This is a genomic window from Clostridium sp. SGI.024 (assembly GCF_050315195.1).
Taxonomy (GTDB): Bacteria; Bacillota; Clostridia; order Clostridiales; family Clostridiaceae; genus Clostridium.
This window is the reverse complement of record NZ_JBNPON010000004.1, coordinates 74,277-97,203: the sequence shown is the minus strand read 5'-3', so window position 1 is coordinate 97,203 and position 22,927 is coordinate 74,277. Positions and strand designations below refer to the sequence as shown.

Sequence of the window (22,927 nt, the reverse complement as noted above, 5' to 3'; positions counted from 1 at the left end):
AGCACCATTCTTTTTAAATTATAGTAATAAAGGAGATTATATGAAGCACATAATAGATTTACTAAAAGGAATGGTTATAGGAATCTCTAATGTTATACCAGGGGTTAGTGGTGGTACTATGGCTGTTGTTATGGGAATATATGATAAAATAATATATTCAGTTAATAATTTTTTTAAAGATATAAAGAAAAATATATTATTTTTAGGAACACTAGGTATTGGGGCGGTACTTGGAATATTATTGTTTACTAATGTAATTGATTATTTACTTAAAAATTTTAATGAACAAACTAACTTTTTCTTTATAGGATTAATCCTTGGTACAGTTCCGTTAATATATAAAAAGGCTACAGTAACAAAAATAAAAGCTGGAAATCTTACAGGATTAATTATAGGATTTGCTATTGTAGCAGGCTTAGGAATATTAGAAAAAATAAATCCAAATGCTTCATTTTTAAGCACAATTTTTAAAGCTAATACAATTGGTTTTTTTGTAGCTGGATTTATAGCAGCTGCAACTATGATATTACCTGGAATAAGTGGCTCCTTTGTATTGTTACTGATAGGATTATACGAACCAATAATTGAAATAATTAAGAACTTTGATTTAATAAGTATAGCAATAGTTGGTGTAGGAGTATTAGCAGGATTTTTATTAATGACAAAATTAATAGAGAAAATATTTAACAAGTATCCTCAAACAGCTTATTGTATTATTTTAGGATTAGTTATGGGATCTGTATTTGTAATATATCCAGGTTTTACGCTTGGAGTAATGGGGTTAGTATCTATAATAGCACTTATTGTTGGGTTTATAATTGCTTATGTTATAGGTAAAAATGAAATTTAGGTAATTATTATGATTTGATAAAATTAAAAATTATTATGTTAATTTATAAGTAGATAAGTATTATGTTATTATGATTTGGATCAAATAATATAGTATTTATCTATTTTTTTATTGAATTTATAATTAGATTATATTTTCTTATATATACTATGGTACATTTATGTTAAAATTAAATTATATAATTATTATGTTAATGAGGTGTGTTATGAGTACAGTTACTATAAATATAAATGGAATGGATTATAATTTAAAGGGAAGAGAAAGTGAAGAATATTTAGTAGAGATAGCTAAATATGTGAATGAAAAAGTTAAAGATATAATGGCAAATAATAGAAAGTTAAGTTCTACAGCAGGTGCAACTTTAGTTGCTTTAAATATAGCAGATGAATTATTTAAAGCAGATGAAGAGGTAGAAACTTTAATTAAGAAGAATACGTCTTTAGAGGAAAGAAATACTACTCTTAAGGAACGACTAAAAGAATTAAGAGATAATGCTGAGAATGTTGAGGTATTAAAGAAAGTAATAGAAGATATAAAAAGTGAAAATTTAGTACTTAAAGAAGAAATTGAGAATTATCATAAGGAAATTGAAATTATCAAAAAAAACAATGATTCAATAAAAGAAGATGAAGAAAATTATAAAGAAAATTTTATGAAATTAGATGAAGAATATAGAATGATGGAAGCAGATTACATAAGGATTAAATCACAAAAGGACAATCTTAAGAAGATAAATAAAGATACTAAGTTTCAATTACAAAATTTAAAGTATAAGGTATTAGATTTAGAAAAAAAATTAATGGATTCTCAGATTGAGCTTGCAGTAGAAAAAAAGAAGGGGAATTCATTTTTAAAATAAAGCAAAAGAAATTAATTAATAATCATATTTTATGTTTATTAGAGTTAACTAATTATAAAATAGAAAAAATTCTAAAATTATGTTATATATAATAATAAAGATTTTAGATTACTATACTAAAGTTTAGGAGAAGTATTTATGAAAAAAGTTGAAATTTTAGCTCCTGCTGGGAGCATGGAAAGTCTTATTGCAGCTATGAATAAGGGAGCAGATGCTATATATCTAGGTGGTAATAAGTTTTCAGCAAGGGCATATGCCTCTAATTTTGATAATGACAATATGATTAAAGCAGTAGATTATGCCCATAGTTATGGTGCTAAAGTTTATGTAACATTAAATACTATTTTAAAGGAAAATGAAATTGAAGAAGCAGTAAGATATGTTGGGTTTTTGTATGAAATAGGAGTAGATGCTATAATTATTCAAGATTTAGGATTATTCAAAAGAGTAAAAGAAGATTACCCTGATTTTGAAATTCATGCATCTACTCAAATGACTATACATAATGGGGAAGGGGCATTATTTTTTAAGGAAAAAGGTTTCCATAGAATAGTTCTATCAAGAGAATTATCTTTAGATGAAATTAAATATATTTCTAAAGATTTAGGCATAGAAACAGAAATATTTGTACATGGAGCATTATGTGTATCTTATTCAGGGCAATGTCTTATGAGTTCTATGATAGGTGGAAGAAGTGGAAATAGAGGAAGGTGTGCTCAGCCATGTAGAATGGAATATACTCTTAAAGGAGAAAATTCAGGAGAAAAGAAAGCATATTTATTAAGCCCTAAGGATACATGTACACTTGATAGTATTGGAGATATTATAGATTCTGGAGCATATTCTTTAAAAATTGAAGGTAGAATGAAAAGACCGGAATATGTTGCAGGAGTAGTTGATAATTACAAAAAGGCAGTTGAAAAAGAACTATATAAAACAGAGTACAACGTTTCTAAAGGTAAGCGAGAATTACTACAACTTTTCAATAGAGGTGGATTTTCAACAGCTTATTTACACAAAAACCTTGGTAAGGATATGATGAGTTTTAATAACCCAAGAAATACAGGTTTACCTTTAGGTAGGATTGAAAAAAATGGAGAGATATTATTAAAAGAGAATATTAGCATAGGAGATGGCTTTAGATTTAGAGAAACTGGATACAACATTAATAAAATAATTAAAAATGGAAAGGAAGTTAAAGAAGCCAGTAGAGGAGAAAGGGTAAAGATATTTCCAACTGCATATAAAGTTGGTGATGAAATATTTAAATCCTCAGATAAAAAACTTTTTGATTCTCTAGAAGATGCTTTAAAACCTTATAACAGAAAGATTAATTTAAAAGCAGAAGTGGATTTTAGAGTATCAGAACCTTTAAAGCTACTAATTAATTATCAAGGTAAAGAGTATATATTTTTAGGTGAAAAAGTTGAAAAAGCAGAAAGAAGACCTTTAAGTAAAGACAGAATAGTTGAATCATTTCTTAAATCTTCTGAAAGTGCCTTTAAGATCGATTCTGTAGATTTTAGAAGCTTTGAAGATGGCTTTATAAAGATTAGTGATTTAAATAATCTAAGAAGGGAAGCTTTAGAAGGTATTCAAAAAAATATAACAAAATCTTTTAGAAGAAGAAGGCCGGAAATAGGAATAAAAAATAATGAAAAAAATAATAAACCTATTAATACAGATTTATTGTATCAATGTATAACTAAAGAACAATTAAAAGCTCTTTTAGATGAAGGAATAAAGAATATTGCTATTGATGTATTTAATAGAGATAGGGATGCCTTAAAAGTTAATGACATAAAAGAATTAAGCAATATAGAAGGATTAAATATATATTTAAAGATACCAAATATTATAAAAAATGAATTTGATAAAGTTACTAATATAATTGATAAAGTTAAGAAATATATAAAAGGAATTGTTACTGTTAATGTTGGGATTATAAGAAAATATCAACATGAATTAATTATAATAGGAGATTATAAGCTTAATATAATAAATTCACAAGCTCTAAAATTCTATCAAAAAGAGTTAGATATTCCAACACTTAGTCTTGAACTAAATAGAAAAGAAATTAAAGCTTTATTAAAAAATAACACAGGAAATGTTCAAGGGATAATATATGGGAAAACTGAGCTTATGATAAGTGAATATTGTCCTATTGGAAGTACCTTTGGGGAAAAGTCTGCTTGTAGTGATTGTAATTTAGCATGTACTAGAGATAAATTTACTTTAGTAGATAGAATGAATGAAAAATTTAGAATTATGACAGATATATTTTGTAGAAGTTATATTTTAAATCCAAAACCAATAAATCTTATAGAAGAAAAAGAAGATTTAATAAGCCTTGGGGTTAATTCATTTAGAGTGGAATTTAGAGATGAAAGCTATAATGAAGTTAAAAAGGTTTTAAGAATGATAAATAGAGAAGAATCAATAAATTCAAATGAATATACTAAAGGTCATTATAGAAGAGGGATAGAGTAGAATTATGAAGTTATTTATAAGTATTATTTTAATTATAGTAACTGTTTTATTAAATTTTATATTTATATTTTTATCAAGGAAATATAAAAACAATAAGTCAATAATAGATTTTAGAAGTATATCTAGAGTAAAGTATATTACTTCACTAAATAAACTATGGAAAAAACTTATTTTTATAGTATCTATAGGTATTACATTATGTTTTTTAGCCATATTTATTGATGCTAATAATAAAATAGTATCTAATACATTTTTAGGTTTAACTATTTTATATAGCTTGGTTGGTACTATATTAGGAATTTATAATTATAAATGTTTTAATAAAAGTATTAGTAATTTACTTAATAAAAATAGTAAATAATGAAAAGGAGAGAATATGCAAGAACGAACTCTTAAAGTATTAGAATTTAATAAGATTAAAGATAAATTAAAAGATTATGCCATAACTACTAGCAGTAAAGAAATGATTGACAAATTACAGCCTTATGAAACTATATATGAAGTAAGGAAAAAATTAAAAGAAACAGATGAGGCACTAGATCTTTTGATAACAAAAGGTAATCCTCCATTTGAAGGATTACATGATGTAAAGGAAGGGGTAGAAAGGGCAAAAAAAGGGGGAGTATTATCTCCAGGTCAACTACTAAAAATAGGTGGTATGCTTAAATGCTCAAGAAATTTCAAAAATTATATATCAAGAAGAGAAGATGAAACAGCTCATTTAATTTTAGAAGATCTTGCATATATTTTAACACCTATTAAGAACTTAGAAGATACTATTGAAATATCAATAATATCAGAAGAAGAAATTAGTGATAGGGCAAGTGGTACATTAAATTCTATTAGAAGAAATTTAAAAGAAAAGAATTCATCCGTAAGAGATAAAATAAATTCAATAGTGAGATCAAATGCAAAATATCTTCAGGATTCGCTATATACTATGAGAGGAGATAGATATGTACTGCCTGTAAAGGCTGAATATAAAAGTGCAGTTCCAGGACTTGTACATGATCAAAGCTCTACAGGTGCTACTCTTTTTATAGAACCTATGAGCCTTGTTAATTTGAATAATGAAATAAAAGAGCTTAAGCTTAAAGAAAAAGCAGAAATTGAAAGAATATTAATGGATTTATCTAATAAGGTTTTTGATGTAATAGATACTGTTGAAAGTAATTTTAACATTTTAACAGAACTGGATTTTATTTTTGCAAAAGGTAAATATGCTTCAAGTTTAAATGCTATATGTCCAGAAGTAAATGAAGATAAAAGTTTTGACATAATTCAAGGAAGGCATCCTCTTATTGATCCAAAATTTGTAGTTCCTTCAGACATATACTTAGGAAAGGAATTTAGCACTTTAATGATAACAGGACCTAATACGGGAGGAAAGACTGTTACTTTAAAAACCGTAGGTTTATTACACTTAATGGCGTTAAGTGGATTATTAATTCCTGCAAAAGACAATTCAAGTGTAAGCTTTTTTAGAAGTATATTTGCTGATATAGGAGATGAACAAAGTATAGAGCAATCTCTATCAACATTTTCTTCTCATATGACGAGTATTGTGAAAATAATGGAAAGTGCAGATGAGAGTTCTTTAGTTCTTTTTGATGAAATAGGTTCTGGTACTGACCCTACAGAGGGAGCTGCATTAGCTATTTCTATAATAGAAACTTTAAGAGAGCAGGGGGCTAGAATAATTGCAACAACTCACTATAGTGAGTTAAAAGGATATGCACTAAGAACATCAGGTATAGAAAATGCTTCTGTAGAATTTGATGTTGAAACTTTAAAACCAACTTATAGATTGTTAATAGGTATTCCAGGTAAATCTAATGCTTTTGAAATATCAAAGAGATTAGGATTAAGAGAAGAGGTAATATCTAAAGCTAGACAAAATATATCTTCAGAAAATCTAAAATTTGAAGATTTAATAAGAGATTTACAAGAAAAAAGTATTTTAGCTAATAGAGATGCAAGAGAAGCTAAAAAATTAAAGATAGAAGCTGATGAACTGAAAAAGAAATATGATGAAAAGCTTAAAAAACTAGATGAAATAAGAGATAAGGCTTATAGTGAAGCAAGACAAGAAGCTAGAAATATTATTGCTAGAGCAAAGGATGAAGCTGATGAAATATTAAAAGCTATGAGAGAGTTAGAAAAACTTGGAATAGCTCAAGGTGGAAGAGCAAGACTTGAAGAGGAAAGAAAAAAACTTAAGGATAGTTTAGAAAATAAAGAGGCTTCATTAATTAAAGAAAGAGAAAATAATGGAGAAGTAATAGATAAGGTTACATTAGGAATGGATGCTTATTTACCATCACTAAATCAAAATGTAATTATTATTTCAATGCCTGATTCAAAAGGGGAAGTTCAAGTAGAAGCTGGTATAATGAAAATAAATGTTAAACTTAAAGATTTAAGAAAAATAAAAAATGCAACTACTAAAAAAGAAAGAAAAAGAAGAGAGCTTAATTTAAATTTAAAATCTGTAGAGAGTAGAGTGGATTTAAGAGGAATGGATTCAGAAGAAGCGTGTTATAAGGTAGATAAGTATTTAGATGAAGCTTATATGGCTAATTTAGGTGAGGTTACTATAGTACATGGAAAGGGTACAGGAGTTCTTAGAAAAGCCATAAATGATATGCTTAAGAGACATCCACATGTTAAAAACTATAGACTTGGTGAATATGGTGAAGGTGGAGATGGAGTTACTATTGTAGTATTAAAATAATTAAAATAATATTAAAATAAAAAGACTCGTTTTTTCGGGTCTTTTTTTATGATATAATAATGTGTGAATAGAGGTGTTAATATGTATCTTATTAGTAGTTGTTTATGTGGTGTAAATTGTAAATATAATGGAAGTAATAATTTAAATGAAACTTGCTTAGAACTTTTAAAAGAAGGAAAAGCTGTTTTAGTTTGCCCTGAGCAATTAGGAGGTCTTTCAACACCTAGAATACCAGCTGAGATAAAAGGTACAGCAAAAAGAGTAGTATGTGAAGATGATAAGGTTATTACTAAGGATGGTGTAGACGTAACTGAAGCCTTTATTAAAGGGGCAATGGAAACTTTACATATTGCAAAGTTAAGTAATGTCAAAGCTGCAATATTAAAGGATGGCAGCCCATCTTGTGGTGTGAATTATATTTACGATGGTAGCTTCACTGGTAATAAAGTATATGGAAAAGGTATAACTGCAAGTATTTTAGAAGAAAATGGGATAGAAGTTATAAGTGACGTTGACTTTGGAGGTAAAATAAATGGGGATTTTTAATTTTTTAAGAAAAGTAAAACATAATGAAAATAATGAAGATAACCTTAGAGAAAAGGTTGAAATAATAGATAATAATAAAGATAATTACAGCGAAATTAACATTGATATAAGTAATTTAAAGAAGGAAATAGAAGATAATTTTGAAGAACAAGAAGAAAATATAGAAAAAGTTAAGCTTACTCAAGAAGAAATAGATGAGCTTATATCAAGTGAAATTTTAAGAATAATAGATTTGTATGATAACTTTGAAGATGTAAAAAGTGCTGCATATGAAGCAGCTAAAAATATTGGAAAAGAAAATATTAAAGATATTCCCAAATTTTTAAGTGGTAAAATGCATAGACCAACTCGATATATTAATAAATATATTGATGACCAAGATTGGGCAGTAGCAGTTGAAAATTCAATTTTAATGATAATTTATAGTTTTAAGAAAGATGCAGTTCCTATTTTAGAAAGGCTATCTCAAAAAAACACTAAGCTATATTTAAAAGCAACAAATTTATTATGTAAGTTAGCAAGTGAAGGTGTTGAAACTGATGGAATAGTAAATTGGATAATGAATAATTTAATGGCTTTCAATGATGAAAATAAAATTACAATATTAGGATTTATGTCTCAAATAAAAGGTAATAATCAAGTAATTGGATTAATACAGCATTTTTATAAGAGTTTTGTAAAAAATGGAGAAATAGAATATGCATACAGAACATTAAATCATTTAATTAATGCAGCAGAAAAATTTACTCAAGGTCATTTAAAGTTTTTAAAAGCCATTGCTATGAATAAGAGTACAATTAATTTAGAAGAAATAATGATGTTAGAAGAAAGTGACCCAAAGGTTATATCTTTACATAAAATTGAAGATAAACTAAGTATAGATGCTGCAATAACATACTTCGCATTAGATAAAAATGATGACGATATAAATAGTAAGTTATATTATTTAAGTGAGTATTCATTAGATAAGAACTTAAGAGAAAATCTTGAAGTGCTTTTAAAAGCATAAATAATTACAAGAAGCACACCATTGGAGGTTTGAAATTGAAAAAAAATTTAAAAAGAAGTAGAAAAAAATCAAGACATAATTTTATAAAAATAGTTGTATTTTTAGTTGTTTTATGGTCTTTCATATATATACCAATAAAATTTCAATATTTTTCATTAATTAGAAAAGAAGTAAAAGCTAGTGAAAGATTCAATGAAAATATAGAATATATAAATGATTTTAAAAATCTAAAGATTAGTTATTCAAATTTATATGGTAATGAAGACAGTTTAAAGGAATTAAATGAATTAATTAAGAACATTGAAAGTAAATTATCTAATGAATTTACTGAGGAAGTGGAAAAACAAATTTTAGAGTTGAAATCAAAAATTAATGATTTAAGTGCATTAAATGCAATAGAATTAGAAGAATATTTTAATACAATTAATGATAAGGGCTTAAATAATTTTACTGATAATGAAAAAGAAAAAGTAAATAAATATATTAATGAATATAGTGATTTATTCGAGAATAAAGAATATAAATTATCTAAGGATAAATTAGATGAATTAAGTAATTATATTGATGAAACAAAGAAAATTGCCAATGCAAGAAGAATAAGTGAAACTTATGAAGCTAAATCAAATGAAAATGCTAGATTAAGAGAGCCTAAATATATAAATGGTATATTAATTGTCAATAAAGAGCATGGACTGCCAGATACATATCTTCCAGGGGAAAGTAAAGAGGCAAGAACAGCTTTTGAAAATATGAAGGCTGATGCAGCTGCAGAAGGTATATATTTAAATGCGTTCTCAACCTATAGAAGTTATTGGAGTCAAAATACACTGTATAATAATTATGTAGCAAATTATGGACAAGACCCTACTGATACATTTTCTGCAAAGGCAGGATTTAGTGAACATCAAACTGGATTAGCTTTTGATATAGGTGGTGTAGATAGGTCTCTTTGGGCAGAGGAAAACTTTAAGTATACTGAAGAGGCTAAATGGCTTAAGAAAAACTGTACAAAATATGGATTTATTTTAAGATACCCAGAAGGTAAAGAATGGATTACAGGATATATGCATGAGTCTTGGCATTTTAGATATATTGGTACAGAGCATAGTAAAAATTTCGAAAATAATGATTTAACATTAGAAGAATATTTAGGAATATAAAAGGAGCTGCTTAGGCAACTCCTTTATTTTTTTACTATTTTAATATTTTCTACAGTTGAATCTTCGGTACCTTGAACATATAAGTTAGCTCTTTTTAAATCAAATACATATTCTACAACTTCTTTAGTTATAATTTCACCAGGACAGAGTACAGGTATTCCAGGTGGATAAGCTAATAAGAATTCTCCAGATATTTCTCCTATACTATCCTTTAAAGGAATAGATATTTTATCACTATAAAAGGCTTTTCTTGGCTCTAATATTTTCTTAGGAATATAAGGTATATCCAAGAAGTCTGGAATAGGCTTTCTTTTACAATAATATTCTTCAGAAATTGATTTTAGAGCAGATATTAACTGATCCATTCCTTCTTTAGTATCCCCAAAGGAGCCAACGGCTAGAACATTGTAGAAGTCAGATAGTTCCATTTGAATATGATATTTTTCAGATAGAATCATATCTAGTTCAAATCCTGTTATTCCAAGTTCTCTTGATGATATTGTAAGTTTAGTAGGATCGAAGGAATATGAGCCAGGTTTTCCAACTAATTCTTCACCAAAACAATAAAATCCAGGAATTTTATTTATTTCATTTCTTGTGTATTTACATAGACTGATAGCTTTATCTAGTAAATCCTTTCCTTCTAAGGCAATTTGCCTTCTAGCAGTGTCTAAAGAAGCCATTAAAATATATGATGGGGATGTAGTATGTAGTAAGTTTAGTATTTGTTGAACTCTTTTAGGATTAACATATTTACTTTTAACATGCAATAAAGATCCTTGAGTTAATGAACCAATTATTTTATGAGTGCTTTGAGCACAAATGTCTGCACCTGCTTCAAGTGCTGACATTGGTAGTTTTTCTGAAAATGCTAAGTGAGGTCCATGAGCTTCATCTACTATTAAAGGTATATTGTAGCTATGTACTATTTCTGCAATTTTCTTTATATCTGTAGCAACTCCATAATAGGTAGGGTTAATAATTAACACTGCTTTAGCGTCAGGATTCTCTTCTAATGTTTTTAAAACAGTTTCAGGAGTAACACCATGAGCAATTCCTAGTTTTTTATCTATTTCTGGCTCCATAAATACTGGCGATGCACCACTAAGTATTATTCCTGAAGTAACTGATTTATGTACATTTCTTGGGATAATAATTTTATCACCATCATTTACAACTGATAATATCATAGCTTGTATTGCACCAGACGTCCCATGAATTGAGAAAAATGTAGCATCAGAACCGTAGGCATCTGCAGCTAATTCTTGAGCCTTTTTAATGGGACCATTAGGATGATGTAAGCTATCTACTAATTTAAAAACAGTAACATCTATTTTAAATGGATTTTCTCCTATAAAATCTTTAAATTCGCTATCTATTCCAACTCCTTTTTTGTGTCCTGGTACATGAAAGGGTAGAGTTTCTCTATTTACATATTCCATTAAAGCATTAAATAGTGGAGTTTCATTTTGATTCATATTATACACAAAAGCACCCTCTTTCTTAAGAATAGTATTGTTGTTGTTTATATATTTTTATACAAACATAAATATTATATTTTAATAATTATAACTATGCAATATAAACCTTTAATTTATTTTATAAATAGTAAATTATTAAATTTTGAATAAAAATAATGAAAAATGATAACAATATCTGAAGAAAAGTTAAATAATAGGAGGAGTTAGTTGTGAATAGCCTAAATTTAAATAAAAGAGATGATAGTATACCGAACAATGCAAAAAAAATAAGAAGGCAAGGAAAAGTTCCAGGAATATTATATGGAAAAAAATTAAATGAATTAGTTTTTGAAGTAGGAGAAATTGAATTATGTAGAGAAATAGCAAAAAATGGAGAGCATGGAATTGTAAATTTAAATTTAAATGGAAAAGAACATAAAGCACTAATAAAAGATGTTCAAAGAGATCCTGTTACTCATAAAATAATTCATTTAGATTTAGAAGAGTTAGATCAAAATAAGAAAATAATTTCAACAGTACCAATATATTATGAAGGTGAAGGACTTTTAAATAAGAAAGGTATGGTACTTCAAAAAGAAAAAGACTCAATAAAAGTTGAATGTACTGCAGATAATTTACCTAAATATATAAAAATTAATATTGATGGAAGTAATAATGGATATGTATATAGAGCAGGAGATTTAGAATTAGCTTCAGAATTATCAATTATTGATAATTTAAATACTGTAATTGCAGCAGTTACATATGAGAGAAAAACTGTAAGTGATAATATGGAAATTGCACAAGAATAATACGAAATTAATAGAAAAATGTCTTAAAATGTAAAGATGTGTAAATTTTTCACTCTTTACATTTTTTTATTCCATATTTAGTTTCTTTGGTGTATAATATTAGCTGATGACTACGTTTGGGAGGTATAATATGTTGTATAAAGAGAAGTATAATGATTGGTTATCATCAGCTGTTGTAGATGATATAATGAAAAATGAGTTAAGAAGTATTAAAGATGAAAAAGAGATTGAAGATAGATTTTATAAAGATCTTGACTTTGGTACAGGTGGACTTAGAGGGATAATTGGAGCAGGTAGTAACAGAATGAATATCTACACTGTGTCAAAAGCTACTCAAGGCTTTGCTAATTATTTAAATGGAAGATTTGAAAATCCATCAGTTGCAATTGCATATGATTCTAGAAATATGTCAAAGGAATTTTCTAAAGCTGCTGCTTTAACTCTTTGTGCAAATAATGTTAAGGTATATTTATATGAAAGCTTAAGACCAACTCCTATGCTTTCTTTTGCCGTTAGACAATTAAATTGTACTGGAGGTATAGTAGTAACAGCTTCACATAATCCAAAAGAATATAATGGATATAAGGTTTATGACGAGTTTGGTGGTCAAGTAACAGATGAAAAGGCAAATATCATAATAAATGAAGTTAATAAGATTAATAATTTTGATATGATAAAGAGCATTTCTGAAGAAGAAGCTATAGAAAAGAATCTTTTAGTGTATATAGGAGAAGATATAGATAAGTTATATATAGACAAAGTTAAAAGCTTAACTATTAGACAAGATTTAGTAAAAGAAAAAGCAAAAGATTTAAAAGTTATTTATACTCCTATACATGGTTCAGGAAATATTCCTGTTAGAAGAGTATTAAAGGATCTTGGATATACAGGGGTATCAATAGTTAAAGAACAAGAAATGCCAGATGGTAATTTCCCAACTGCTTCTTATCCAAATCCAGAGGATCCAGCAGTATTTAAATTAGCTTTAGATATGGCAAAGGAAGAAAATCCAGATGTTATTTTTGCAACTGATCCAGATTGCGATAGAATTGGTGTAGTTGTAAAGGATAGTGAAGGTGAATATAGAGTATTAACAGGAAATCAAACAGGATTATTGTTAACTGAATATATTTTAAGTTCTCTAAAAGAAGAAAAAAGATTGCCTGAAAATGGAGTTGTTATTAAGACTATAGTAACTACAGATGGTGCAAAGAAAATAGCCGAATCATATAATGTTGAATTAATGGAAGTCTTAACAGGATTTAAATATATCGGAGAAAAAATACAAGGTTTCGAAGAAAATAAAGATAAAACATATTTATTTGGATTTGAAGAAAGTTATGGATACTTAGCTGGAGATTTTGTGAGAGATAAGGATGCTGTTATTGCTTCAATGTTAATAGCAGAAATGACTTTATTCTACAAGGAAGAAGGTAAGAGTCTTTATGATGCTTTAGTTGAACTTTACGAAAAGTATGGTTTCTTTAAAGAAACTCTAGTTTCATTTGAGCTAAAGGGTAAAGAAGGAGCCGAAAAAATAGCTAAGTGCATAGATTCTTTAAGAAATGAAGAACTTAAAGAAGTAAATGGAGTTAAAGTTAATGTTAAATATGATTATAAGCTTAGTATAGAAGAAAATATTCAAAGTGGAGATAAAAAGGAAATAAATCTTCCAAAATCAAATGTACTTAAATTTGTTTTAGAAAATGGATCATGGTTTGTAGTAAGACCTTCAGGTACTGAACCAAAAATGAAAGCTTATATAGCAGTACAAGGAAATGGATTAAAAGATGCTGATAATAAGCTTGAAAGCTTTAAATCAGAGGTTATTAAATTAATTAACGAAAAGTTAAATTAATATAAAGTGAGAAGTTTATTTGTTATTAATAAATTATATAACAAATAAACTTCCACTTTTTTATTTATTATATATTTGTCATTTGAAACCTTATAAAATATATAGTATTATTTATATTAAACCAAATAAAAGGAGGAATATGTTTGGATTATAATTCAATTTTTAAAGAAAAGTTAGGTAAATTATTATTTTTAGAAATAGATAAAGATGGATTTAAAAGCAGTGTTGGAATACCTGAATATGTATCTTTTGAAAATAAGGAGTTATATTTACCTATATCCTCAGAGTATATAACTACAAATATTCAAAATGAAATTAAAATAAAGAATTTACCAATATTTTATTTTGTTGAAGGAATGTTTTTAGCTATAGGAGCAGATGAAAAATTAAAATTCAATGAAGATTATGAGGTTATTTTATCATATATAAAAGATACTGATAATTGCATAAGAAGTATTATATCTAATAAGATAAAAGAAGATAAACTTATTGATGGATATCTATTATTAAAAGGGTATTATAGATATTCTAAAGATATAGAGGTTATGAAAAAACTTTTATTAGTTGGTGAAAGCATAAGAGAAAAAGATAGTGGCTTTAAAGATATACTTCTTACTGATATTGATTATTGTGAGAAGCACTTGCTTAAGATTCCAGAATCCTTTTTATATAAAGCATTAATATTAAAGGACAATGATGATTATAAAGCTGCCAAAGTAGCTATTAATGAATATATAAATATGGGAGGTAAGGTTACAGAAGAAATTAAAGGTTTATTAGATGATATAAATAATATATCAAATTATGAAGCTGCAATTGAGCATTTAAAAGATGATCCAGCTAAAACAATAAAAATGTTATTAGATTTGCTTAGAAATTTTGATAATAATCCATTAATATATTATTATTTAGGTGTTGCATATAGAAAATTAGAAAATTATGAAAAGGCAATATATTATTTAAATGAAAGTATAGCTAGAGAAAGTGGAATTTATGAAGTGGTAGTTGAACTAGGAATTAACTATGCTTGTATAAATGATTATGAAAGTGCTATAAAATATTTTAAAAAGGCTTTTGAAGTTACTAAAGAAGTAGAGGTATGTACCAATATAGTTATGTGTTATATGAATTTAAACAATTATGAAGAAGCCAAACTTCATCTAGAAATTGCAAAAAAGCTTAATCCAGAAGATGAAATAGTAAAGGATTTAGAGAAGATTTTAAATAAATAACATTAGTGATTTTTATATAGAAATTTAATATTATACAATTAATAAAGGAGCTGCCTTCTCAGCTCCTTTATTAATTATAATTATTTTGCTAAAGGTAAAATTTTTATAATAGTAAAAGCTATTAATAACTTTAGTAAAGTGAATAAATATGATATTATATTTATGGATAATTTTACGTATTAATTATTAAGGAGGTAATATGAAAGATAATAATTTTATTGATATATTAGGATATAAAATATTTAAGAACAGCCTAAATGATGCTATTAATTACATAGATAAGAAAAGTAAAATTCATATAATATCCGGTAATCCAGAAGTTCTTTATACTGGATTAAATAATAAAAAGCTTTTTAAAAATTTTACTTCTGATGATTCTTTAATTATTCCAGATGGAGTAGGAATTCAAATTGCAGCTAAATATTTAAAAACTCCTGTTAAAGAAAAAATTGCAGGGATAGATTTAATGAAAGAAATTATTAAAAAGCTATCATTAGAAAATAAAAGTATCTATTTGCTTGGCACAACAGATGAAAATTTAAAAGCTTGTGTAGCAAATATTATAATGGAGTTTCCAGAGATTAATATAGCAGGATATAGAGATGGATATTTTAATATTGATAATCCTTTTGAATTATTAGAAGATATTAAAGAAAAAAAACCATATGCGATTTTTGTAGCAATGGGATGTCCTAGGCAAGAAGAATTTATAGTAAGTTATATGAATGAATTACCATGTAAAATTTTTATGGGAGTTGGTGGAAGCTTTGATGTTATTGCTGAGAAGGTTAATAGAGCACCAAAATGGATGATAAAATTAGGTTTAGAATGGTTATATAGAGTATTAAAAGAGCCTTGGAGAATAAAAAGATTGGGTAGTATACCTAAGTTTTTATTACTTGTAGTAAGGGGAAACAAAAATAATGAATAAAAATAAAATATTTAAAGCAACTTTCATAGTGATGGCAATGACTATTTTAAGTCGTGTTATTGGTTTTGGCAGAGATATTTTAGCTGCGTATCATTTTGGAGTTGAAGGTTCTTATGATATATATGTTGCATCTGTAGCTATACCAGAATCAGTATTTATGATAGTTGGTCTTGCTATTTCTACAACATTTATACCAATGCTAAGTGAAATTAAGCATAGTAAAAATAAAAATGAAATGTTTAATTTCTCTAATAATATTATTAGTATATTATCATTAATATCTATATTTATTATAATTTTAGGGTTAATTTTTACTAGAGAAATTGTTAATGTCTTTGTACCCAATTTTACAGCTGAAAAGATAGAATTAACTATTTTCTTAACAAGAATAACATTATTTAATATAATACTACTTTGTATAAATGCTTGTTTTGCATCAATACTTCAAGTGTGTGAAGATTTTGTTGTACCAGCATTGTTGGGGATTTTTTTCAATTTTCCTATTATTATATATTTATTATTATTTAAAGATGTTAGTATCGTAGGGTTAGCAATAGCAAATGTTATAGGAAATTTATTAAGAGTTATTATTCAATTACCATCACTATATAAAAATGGATACAGGATTAGATTATATATTAATGTTAAAGATGAAAAACTTAAAAATATGATTATACTTATTATTCCTGTAATAATTGGTGCAGGTGCTAACTCTATAAATATGTTAGTTGATAAAAGTGTAGCATCTGGATTAGTTACGGGCTCTATGGCAGCATTAGAATATTCTCAAAGGATTATACAATTTGCTAGTACAGCGATTACAACATCTTTAGTATCTGTTGTTTATCCTATTATGGCAAACAAATTAAATGAAGGGGATAAGGATGGATTTTTGAAATATTTAAGTAAATCAATAGTTATAATTTGCTTGTTTTTAGTACCAATTACATTTGGAGTAATGTTTTTAAGTAATGATATTGTAAAAGTAATATATGAAAGAGGTAAATTTGAATCTAATGCAGTGATTTTAACTTCTATGGCTCTTTTGGGATATTCAATTCAATTACCATTTGCAGGAGTTAGAGATATTTTAAATTCTTCTTTATTTTCAATGAAAAAAACAAAGGTAACAACTATAAATGGAGTTATTGGAGTTATAGTAAATATTATATTAAGTATTACTTTATCAAAATTTTTTGGAGTATTAGGAATTTCAATTGCAACATCAGTTTCAGCAATTATTATTGCATTATTATTATTAAGCTCTACAAGCAAGATAATAGGGACATTTGATGTTAAAGAGCTTTTAATAAAAGTTATAAAGATTTTTATAAGCTCAGTTATTATGATAATTACGTTATATTATTTAAATAAATTCCTTGTGATAGAAAGTTCATTTTTTATTATAATATTAGATGGAATAATAGGAGCTATAATATTTTTTGCTTTGTGTAAAATATTTAGAATAGAAGAATTTGAAGAAGCTTTAAATATTGTTAAAAATAAACTTATAGGGAGGGAAAGTTAATGAAAATATTATTTGTCGCTTGTTATTCACCATTAATTAATAATTCTGCATCTATTGAAACCCTTCAATATTTGAATAATTTAGCTAAGATTGATAATAATGAAATTCATCTTTTGACTGTAAACTTTCCTTCTAATTCAATTTATTATGATGAATATATTTTTAGTATGTTAGATCCAAAGATTAAATTACATATCATTTCTGGAGGAATTGTCTTTGAAAAGATAATGCCTAAGAAGAAAAATGATTTTGAGAAAAATCACAGTAATAATAAATTTAAATTAAAGCTAAAGGCAGTACTTAGAAAAGCTAAAAGTTTATTTGCTATTCCTGATATGTATCTATATTGGGCAATAAAAGCTAGTAAATATGGAAGTAAACTTATGAAAATTGAAAACTTTGATGTTATGTTTTCTATGCATGAACCACCTTCAAGTCATATATGTGCTTACAGAATTAAGAAAAAGTATAGAAATCTTAAATGGATAGCTTATTGGAGTGATCCATGGCTTAAAGACTCAACAAGAGAAGGTTCTAGTCTTATTAGAAAAAAATTTGAAGGAAGATATGAAAGAGAAATAATTAATTTAGCTGATAAACATATTTTTGTTACGAAAGCAAATAGAGATGATTATATAAGAACATATAATTTGAATAGTAAGGATACCTTTATAATTACAAGAGGATATGATGCTAAGGTATACAGCGATATTAAGAATAGTGAAAAGCCTATTTTAATAAATGATAATATGATTAACGTAGTATATGCTGGAGAAATATTTTCAAAACTTAGAGATATAAGACCTTTTATTAAAGCATTAAAAAACATTAAGAGGGATAATGCTTTATTATATAATAAATTAAATGTTTTATTTTTTGGTAATATAGATGATGAAGAAGTGAAAAACGAGCTTCTTGAGATAGATAATGTTAAAGTTTCTAATAGAATTCCATATAAAGAAGCTTTAGGATATATGATAAATGCAGATGTGCTACTATTATTTGGAAATAAAAATTCTAAGCAAATTCCTGCAAAGATTTATGATTATTTTGGTTGCTATGCTTATATCTTAGTTGTTTTAGGAGATGAAAATGATCCTATACTTGATGTAGTTAGCAATTTAGATAAATGCAAAGTTTCCAACAATAATAGCAAAGATATTAAAGATTCAATTATAGAGTTAACAAACAAAATTATTAGTGGAAATAAATCCAGTCAAATAACTGAATATGAATGGGAGAATATCTCTAAAAGACTAGACTCTATTCTAAGGGAGGATTAGGAATGCATGTTATGTTTGTACCATCATGGTATAATAATAAAAGAAATCCAGTCCATGGAAGCTTTTTTAAGGAACAAGCAGAAGCTATTCAAGAAAGTGGTATTAAAGTTACAGTGGCATATAATGAAATATGGCCATTAACATTATTATTTAAAGTTAATGAGAAAATAGGAGTTAGTTATGGTATTGAAGATAAATTAAAAACTTATAGATATAAAAATTTTAATTATTTACCTAAAAACCCTAAAATGTTTAGTGTGTTTAATAGAAGATTAGATAGATTATATAGAGAGATAGTGAAAAAAGAAGGAAAAGTTGATTTAATTCACTGTCAATCTTCTTTTTGGGCAGGAATTAGCGCAGCCTATATATCAAAAAAATATAATATTCCTTTAATTATTACAGAACATTCATCTTTAAAGACTGCTATTTATATTAAAGATAGCTATAAGCCATTTATTAAAAAATCTTATTTGGATGCGGATGCATTAGTAGCTGTTGGAAATGGACTTAAAAAAGAAATGACTGAGTTCTCTGGAAGAAATGATATAAAAGTAATACATAACTTAATTCCAGTAGAAAAATTTAATATTTGCAAAGACACTAATGAGACATTTACTTTTTTCTCTTTAGCATTTTTAGAAGGGGAAAAGGGAATGGATGTTTTAATAAAGGCATTTGCAAAATATTTTAAAGATGAAAATACAAAGTTAATTATAGGTGGAGATGGAAGTCAAAAATTAGATTTAATGAGTTTAGCTAAAGAACTTAAAATAGAAAAGCAAATTGACTTTTTAGGTGCTTTGTCTAGAGAAGAAGTTTCAAAATATATGAGTAGATGTAACGCTTTTGTTCTTGCTTCAAAGTATGAAACCTTCGGAGTTGTATACATTGAAGCTTTAGCTTCAGGTAAACCTGTTATTGGTACTTATAATGGTGGAGCTGAAGATATAATTAATAAAGATAATGGTTTATTAGTTAAAGTTAATGATATTGATGAATTGGGAAAAGCTATGTATTACATGACTCAAAATATAAGTTTTTACGACTCAGAAAAAATTAGAAGTGAGTGTATAGAAAAGTATTCAAAGAAAAAGATTATTAGTGAAATATTAAAGTTATATAGAAATGTTATGGAAGAGAGGTAATTAAGATGTTGTTTAAAGATTATAAAGTAGAAGATTTTCTATATGAATTATCTTCAGAAGCACCGTCTCCAGGTGGTGGAAGCACTGCAGCATTAGTTTTAGGACTTTCTGCAAGTTTAAATTCTATGGTATATTCATTAACTATAGGTAAAAATGCTTATGAAAGGCTGAAAGATGAAGAAAAAGAAAAAATGCTAACATTACAAAAAGAAGCTAAGACTTTAATTTTGCTAGCTCAAGAATTTATGGAAAAGGATAGAGAAGATTTTTTAGGACTTATGGATACTTATAAATTACCAAAGAGCAGTGATGAAGAAATAAAATTTCGAAAAGACAAGATTAGAGAGTTTACTATTAAAGCAATGGATACTCCTATGAAATTAGCAGAAGAGTGTATTAGGTTTTATGATAACATAGAATTTGCTGTAAGGTATGGTAACAAGAATTTAGTTTCTGATGCTGGAGTAGCAGCTAGTTTATTACATTCAGCAATTGAAAGTGCGATAATTAATGTTAAAGTAAATTTGAATTTTTTAAGAGAAGAAGAATTCCTTGATAAAATAGAAGAAAAGTGTAGTAGAATTATTAATGATTCATATTTTAAGAAAAGCAATTTGATGAAAGAAGTAGATAAAATTATTTATCCTAAATAGAATATAGGAATTTTTTAGTTTAAGGATGCTACACAACAGTTTTAAATTAAAAATTTATAAACTGAAACACAGAATAAAAGAAGAAATTCTATAAGGAGTTTCTTCTTTTATTTAATATTATTGATTTTTTATTGCAGAACAAGTTCTTTTTTGCAATATTTTAAGGTAATTCATTTAATGACTTAAATTCATAACCTTGAGCTTTTAATTCTTTTATAACATCTTTTAAAATTTTTGCATTTGTATTAGAAACTGAATGTAATAACATTATACATCCTGGATGAGCTCCACTAACTATTTTTTTTATTGCAGAAGTTTCTTCAGGTTGATTATCAACTAACCAATCTTTATATGCAAAACTCCAAAATATAGTTTTGTAACCTAATTCTTTAGTTTGTCTTAATGAGTTTTTTGAGTATTTTCCCATAGGAGGTCTAAAGAATTTAGGCATATCCTCTCCAATTAAAGATTTATATTCATCTTCAACTTCAGAGAATTCTAATTTAAATTTTTCATTATTTTTTATACTGGCCATTGATGGATGATGAGATGAATGATTGCAAACTAAGTGCCCTTCATCAACCATTCTTTTGACTATTTCAGGCTCTTGTTTTATATAAGGTTTTACTACAAAAAAAGCTGCAGGTACATTTTCTTCTTTTAATGTGTCTAATATTTTTGGAGTATTACCATTTTCATATCCTTCATCAAAGGTTAAGTAGATTACCTTTGAGTTAGTATCACCAACATAATAGCCATCATATTCAGATAGAAAACTCTTAGATTCCTTTGGCTGCTCTGGAGTTTTAACATCACCTCTTTTAACAAAATACCAATTTAATTCTAAATCATCTGATGCTTTAACTTTTAATGTTATTAAGTTAAATATAAAAAGAGATAGTATAAATATTAAAGTTAATTTTTTAAAACTTTTCAAAAAAATCGCCTCCTATATAGTATTTTTATCTAAAATATTTCTTTTACACTGGAAATACAATGAAGCATCGGATTAAGAAGGTTAGTAGCTTTATATATTGAAATAATTTCAATAGTGGAGTATAATTTTAAAGATGTAAAGATGTGAATAAGTAATGAAAGGAATGTACATAGATGAATTTAGGAATAGTTGGTTTACCTAATGTAGGTAAAAGTACTTTATTTAATGCAATAACGAAGGCAGGAGCTGAATCAGCAAACTATCCTTTTTGTACCATTGAACCAAATGTTGGGGTAGTTAGCGTACCTGATAAGAGATTAGATGTTTTAGAAAAAATGTATAACACTAAAAAGAAAGTTTATACAGCTGTAGAGTTTTATGATATCGCTGGGCTAGTTAAGGGAGCATCTAAAGGAGAAGGATTAGGAAATAAGTTTTTATCTCATATTAGAGAAGTATCTGCAATTGTTCATGTAGTTAGATGTTTTGATGATGGAAATGTAGTGCATGTTGAAGGGTCTGTTGATCCTATTAGAGATATAGAAACTATAAATTTAGAATTAATATTTGCGGATTTAGAAGTTCTTGAAAGAAGAATGGAAAGAACTATGAAACAAGTTAGATCAGGAGATAAAAAGGCTAAGGAAGAGTATGCTTTAATGGAAAAGGTAAAAGAACATCTAGAAAAGAATTTACCAATAAGAACATTAGAAGTAACTGAGGAAGAAGAAGAAATAATAAAAGGATTATTTTTAATAACTTCAAAACCAGTTCTTTATGCATGTAATATATCAGAAGATGATATGATGGAAGGTAATACAAATAATCAATATGTACAAAAAGTAAAAGCACATGCTGAGTCTGAAAATTCAGAAATAGTAGTGGTTTGTGCAAAGCTTGAAGAAGAACTATCTGGTTTAGAAGAAGATGAGAAACTTGAAATGTTAAGTGAATATGGTTTAACAGAATCTGGATTAGATAAGTTAATAAGAGCAAGCTATAGTTTATTAGGATTAATAAGTTATTTAACTGCAGGAGTTCAGGAAGTAAGAGCTTGGACTATAAAAGAAGGAACTAAGGCCCCACAAGCTGCAGGAAAAATACATTCAGATATTGAAAGAGGATTTATAAGAGCTGAAATAGTATCATATAATGATTTAGTTGAATGTGGTTCTGAAGCAGCAGCAAAAGAAAAAGGTCTTTACAGATTAGAAGGTAAAGATTATGTTATGAAAGATGGAGACGTAGTTAATTTTAGATTTAATATATAAGATTTAGTAAATTAAAAGGTTGATTTTTATCAACCTTTTTTATTTTTTTAATAAAATATTCCAATAAGATAAATAAATCTTGAAGTATTTATAAAAAAAATATAAAATAAAAATATAAAGTGGTTGAAAGTGGTTGAAAGTGGTGAGAATTTTTAGCGAAGGTGGT

At 26.7% G+C, this 22,927-nt stretch carries 19 protein-coding genes; 17 read left to right on the top strand and 2 right to left on the bottom strand.

Annotated features, from left to right (window positions below):
- The first annotated feature begins 40 nt into the window (after window positions 1-40).
- From ACQRD5_RS02545 to ACQRD5_RS02510, 8 genes are all read left to right on the top strand, one after another.
- The gene (locus ACQRD5_RS02545) at window positions 41-850 is read left to right on the top strand and encodes a DUF368 domain-containing protein (protein ID WP_294170703.1); all 810 of its coding nucleotides are present in this window, start codon (window positions 41-43) and stop codon (window positions 848-850) included.
- 205 nt (window positions 851-1,055) lie between these two features.
- Complete coding sequence (gene zapA / locus ACQRD5_RS02540) at window positions 1,056-1,709, top strand: cell division protein ZapA (protein WP_294170701.1); 654 nt, start codon at window positions 1,056-1,058, stop codon at window positions 1,707-1,709.
- Between the two features lie 138 nt (window positions 1,710-1,847).
- Complete coding sequence (locus ACQRD5_RS02535) at window positions 1,848-4,199, top strand: DUF3656 domain-containing U32 family peptidase (protein ID WP_294170700.1); 2,352 nt, start codon at window positions 1,848-1,850, stop codon at window positions 4,197-4,199.
- A 4-nt stretch (window positions 4,200-4,203) separates the two neighbouring features.
- The gene (locus ACQRD5_RS02530) at window positions 4,204-4,560 is read left to right on the top strand and encodes a hypothetical protein (protein ID WP_291628213.1); all 357 of its coding nucleotides are present in this window, start codon (window positions 4,204-4,206) and stop codon (window positions 4,558-4,560) included.
- Window positions 4,561-4,575: 15 nt separating this feature from the next.
- A complete protein-coding gene (locus ACQRD5_RS02525; RefSeq protein ID WP_320901854.1) occupies window positions 4,576-6,933 on the top strand; it encodes an endonuclease MutS2 in 2,358 nt (785 codons plus the stop codon).
- An 81-nt stretch (window positions 6,934-7,014) separates the two neighbouring features.
- The gene (locus tag ACQRD5_RS02520; RefSeq protein WP_320901856.1) at window positions 7,015-7,479 is read left to right on the top strand and encodes a DUF523 domain-containing protein; all 465 of its coding nucleotides are present in this window, start codon (window positions 7,015-7,017) and stop codon (window positions 7,477-7,479) included.
- Window positions 7,466-8,488 carry a hypothetical protein gene (locus ACQRD5_RS02515; protein ID WP_294166964.1) on the top strand — a complete coding sequence of 341 codons (1,023 nt, stop codon included), beginning with the start codon at window positions 7,466-7,468 and terminating at the stop codon, window positions 8,486-8,488. The genes ACQRD5_RS02520 and ACQRD5_RS02515 overlap by 14 nt, the downstream gene beginning before the upstream one ends.
- Before the next feature lie 35 nt (window positions 8,489-8,523).
- Window positions 8,524-9,648 (top strand): M15 family metallopeptidase, encoded by a 1,125-nt coding sequence (locus tag ACQRD5_RS02510; RefSeq protein ID WP_308780086.1) that lies wholly within the window; start codon window positions 8,524-8,526, stop codon window positions 9,646-9,648.
- 23 nt (window positions 9,649-9,671) lie between these two features.
- On the opposite strand, the gene ACQRD5_RS02505 is transcribed toward ACQRD5_RS02510, so the two are convergent.
- Window positions 9,672-11,135, bottom strand: a complete 1,464-nt coding sequence (locus tag ACQRD5_RS02505) for an aminotransferase class I/II-fold pyridoxal phosphate-dependent enzyme (protein WP_427746495.1) — start codon at window positions 11,133-11,135, stop codon at window positions 9,672-9,674.
- Between the two features lie 203 nt (window positions 11,136-11,338).
- Here ACQRD5_RS02505 and ACQRD5_RS02500 point away from each other — a divergent pair, with 203 nt between their 5' ends.
- The 8 genes from ACQRD5_RS02500 to ACQRD5_RS02465 all read left to right on the top strand — a co-directional run bounded on the left by ACQRD5_RS02500 (window position 11,339) and on the right by ACQRD5_RS02465 (window position 20,553).
- Complete coding sequence (locus tag ACQRD5_RS02500; RefSeq protein WP_294166961.1) at window positions 11,339-11,920, top strand: 50S ribosomal protein L25; 582 nt, start codon at window positions 11,339-11,341, stop codon at window positions 11,918-11,920.
- Window positions 11,921-12,050: 130 nt separating this feature from the next.
- A complete protein-coding gene (locus tag ACQRD5_RS02495) occupies window positions 12,051-13,778 on the top strand; it encodes a phospho-sugar mutase (protein ID WP_320901861.1) in 1,728 nt (575 codons plus the stop codon).
- A gap of 143 nt (window positions 13,779-13,921) precedes the next feature.
- On the top strand, window positions 13,922-15,010 hold the full coding sequence (locus ACQRD5_RS02490; protein ID WP_294186513.1) for a tetratricopeptide repeat protein: 1,089 nt from the start codon (window positions 13,922-13,924) through the stop codon (window positions 15,008-15,010).
- Between the two features lie 199 nt (window positions 15,011-15,209).
- A complete protein-coding gene (locus tag ACQRD5_RS02485) occupies window positions 15,210-15,941 on the top strand; it encodes a WecB/TagA/CpsF family glycosyltransferase (RefSeq protein ID WP_320627397.1) in 732 nt (243 codons plus the stop codon).
- On the top strand, window positions 15,934-17,469 hold the full coding sequence (gene murJ, locus ACQRD5_RS02480) for a murein biosynthesis integral membrane protein MurJ (RefSeq protein WP_320627396.1): 1,536 nt from the start codon (window positions 15,934-15,936) through the stop codon (window positions 17,467-17,469). The genes ACQRD5_RS02485 and murJ overlap by 8 nt, the downstream gene beginning before the upstream one ends.
- The gene (locus ACQRD5_RS02475; protein WP_320627395.1) at window positions 17,469-18,752 is read left to right on the top strand and encodes a glycosyltransferase; all 1,284 of its coding nucleotides are present in this window, start codon (window positions 17,469-17,471) and stop codon (window positions 18,750-18,752) included. Before murJ ends, ACQRD5_RS02475 begins: the two co-directional genes overlap by 1 nt.
- Window positions 18,753-18,754: 2 nt before the next feature.
- Window positions 18,755-19,900: a glycosyltransferase gene (locus ACQRD5_RS02470; protein WP_320901865.1), complete on the top strand. Its 1,146-nt coding sequence runs from the start codon at window positions 18,755-18,757 to the stop codon at window positions 19,898-19,900.
- Between the two features lie 5 nt (window positions 19,901-19,905).
- Entirely contained in the window at window positions 19,906-20,553 is a 648-nt protein-coding gene (locus tag ACQRD5_RS02465; RefSeq protein ID WP_291628190.1) for a cyclodeaminase/cyclohydrolase family protein, read from the top strand.
- A gap of 160 nt (window positions 20,554-20,713) precedes the next feature.
- Here the strand turns inward: ACQRD5_RS02465 and pdaA are convergent, their stop codons facing one another.
- Window positions 20,714-21,463, bottom strand: coding sequence for a delta-lactam-biosynthetic de-N-acetylase (pdaA, locus tag ACQRD5_RS02460; RefSeq protein ID WP_320627410.1), 750 nt, complete (start codon window positions 21,461-21,463; stop codon window positions 20,714-20,716).
- Window positions 21,464-21,663: 200 nt separating this feature from the next.
- Here pdaA and ychF point away from each other — a divergent pair, with 200 nt between their 5' ends.
- Window positions 21,664-22,761, top strand: a complete 1,098-nt coding sequence (ychF, locus tag ACQRD5_RS02455; protein ID WP_320627393.1) for a redox-regulated ATPase YchF — start codon at window positions 21,664-21,666, stop codon at window positions 22,759-22,761.
- Window positions 22,762-22,927: the final 166 nt, after the last annotated feature.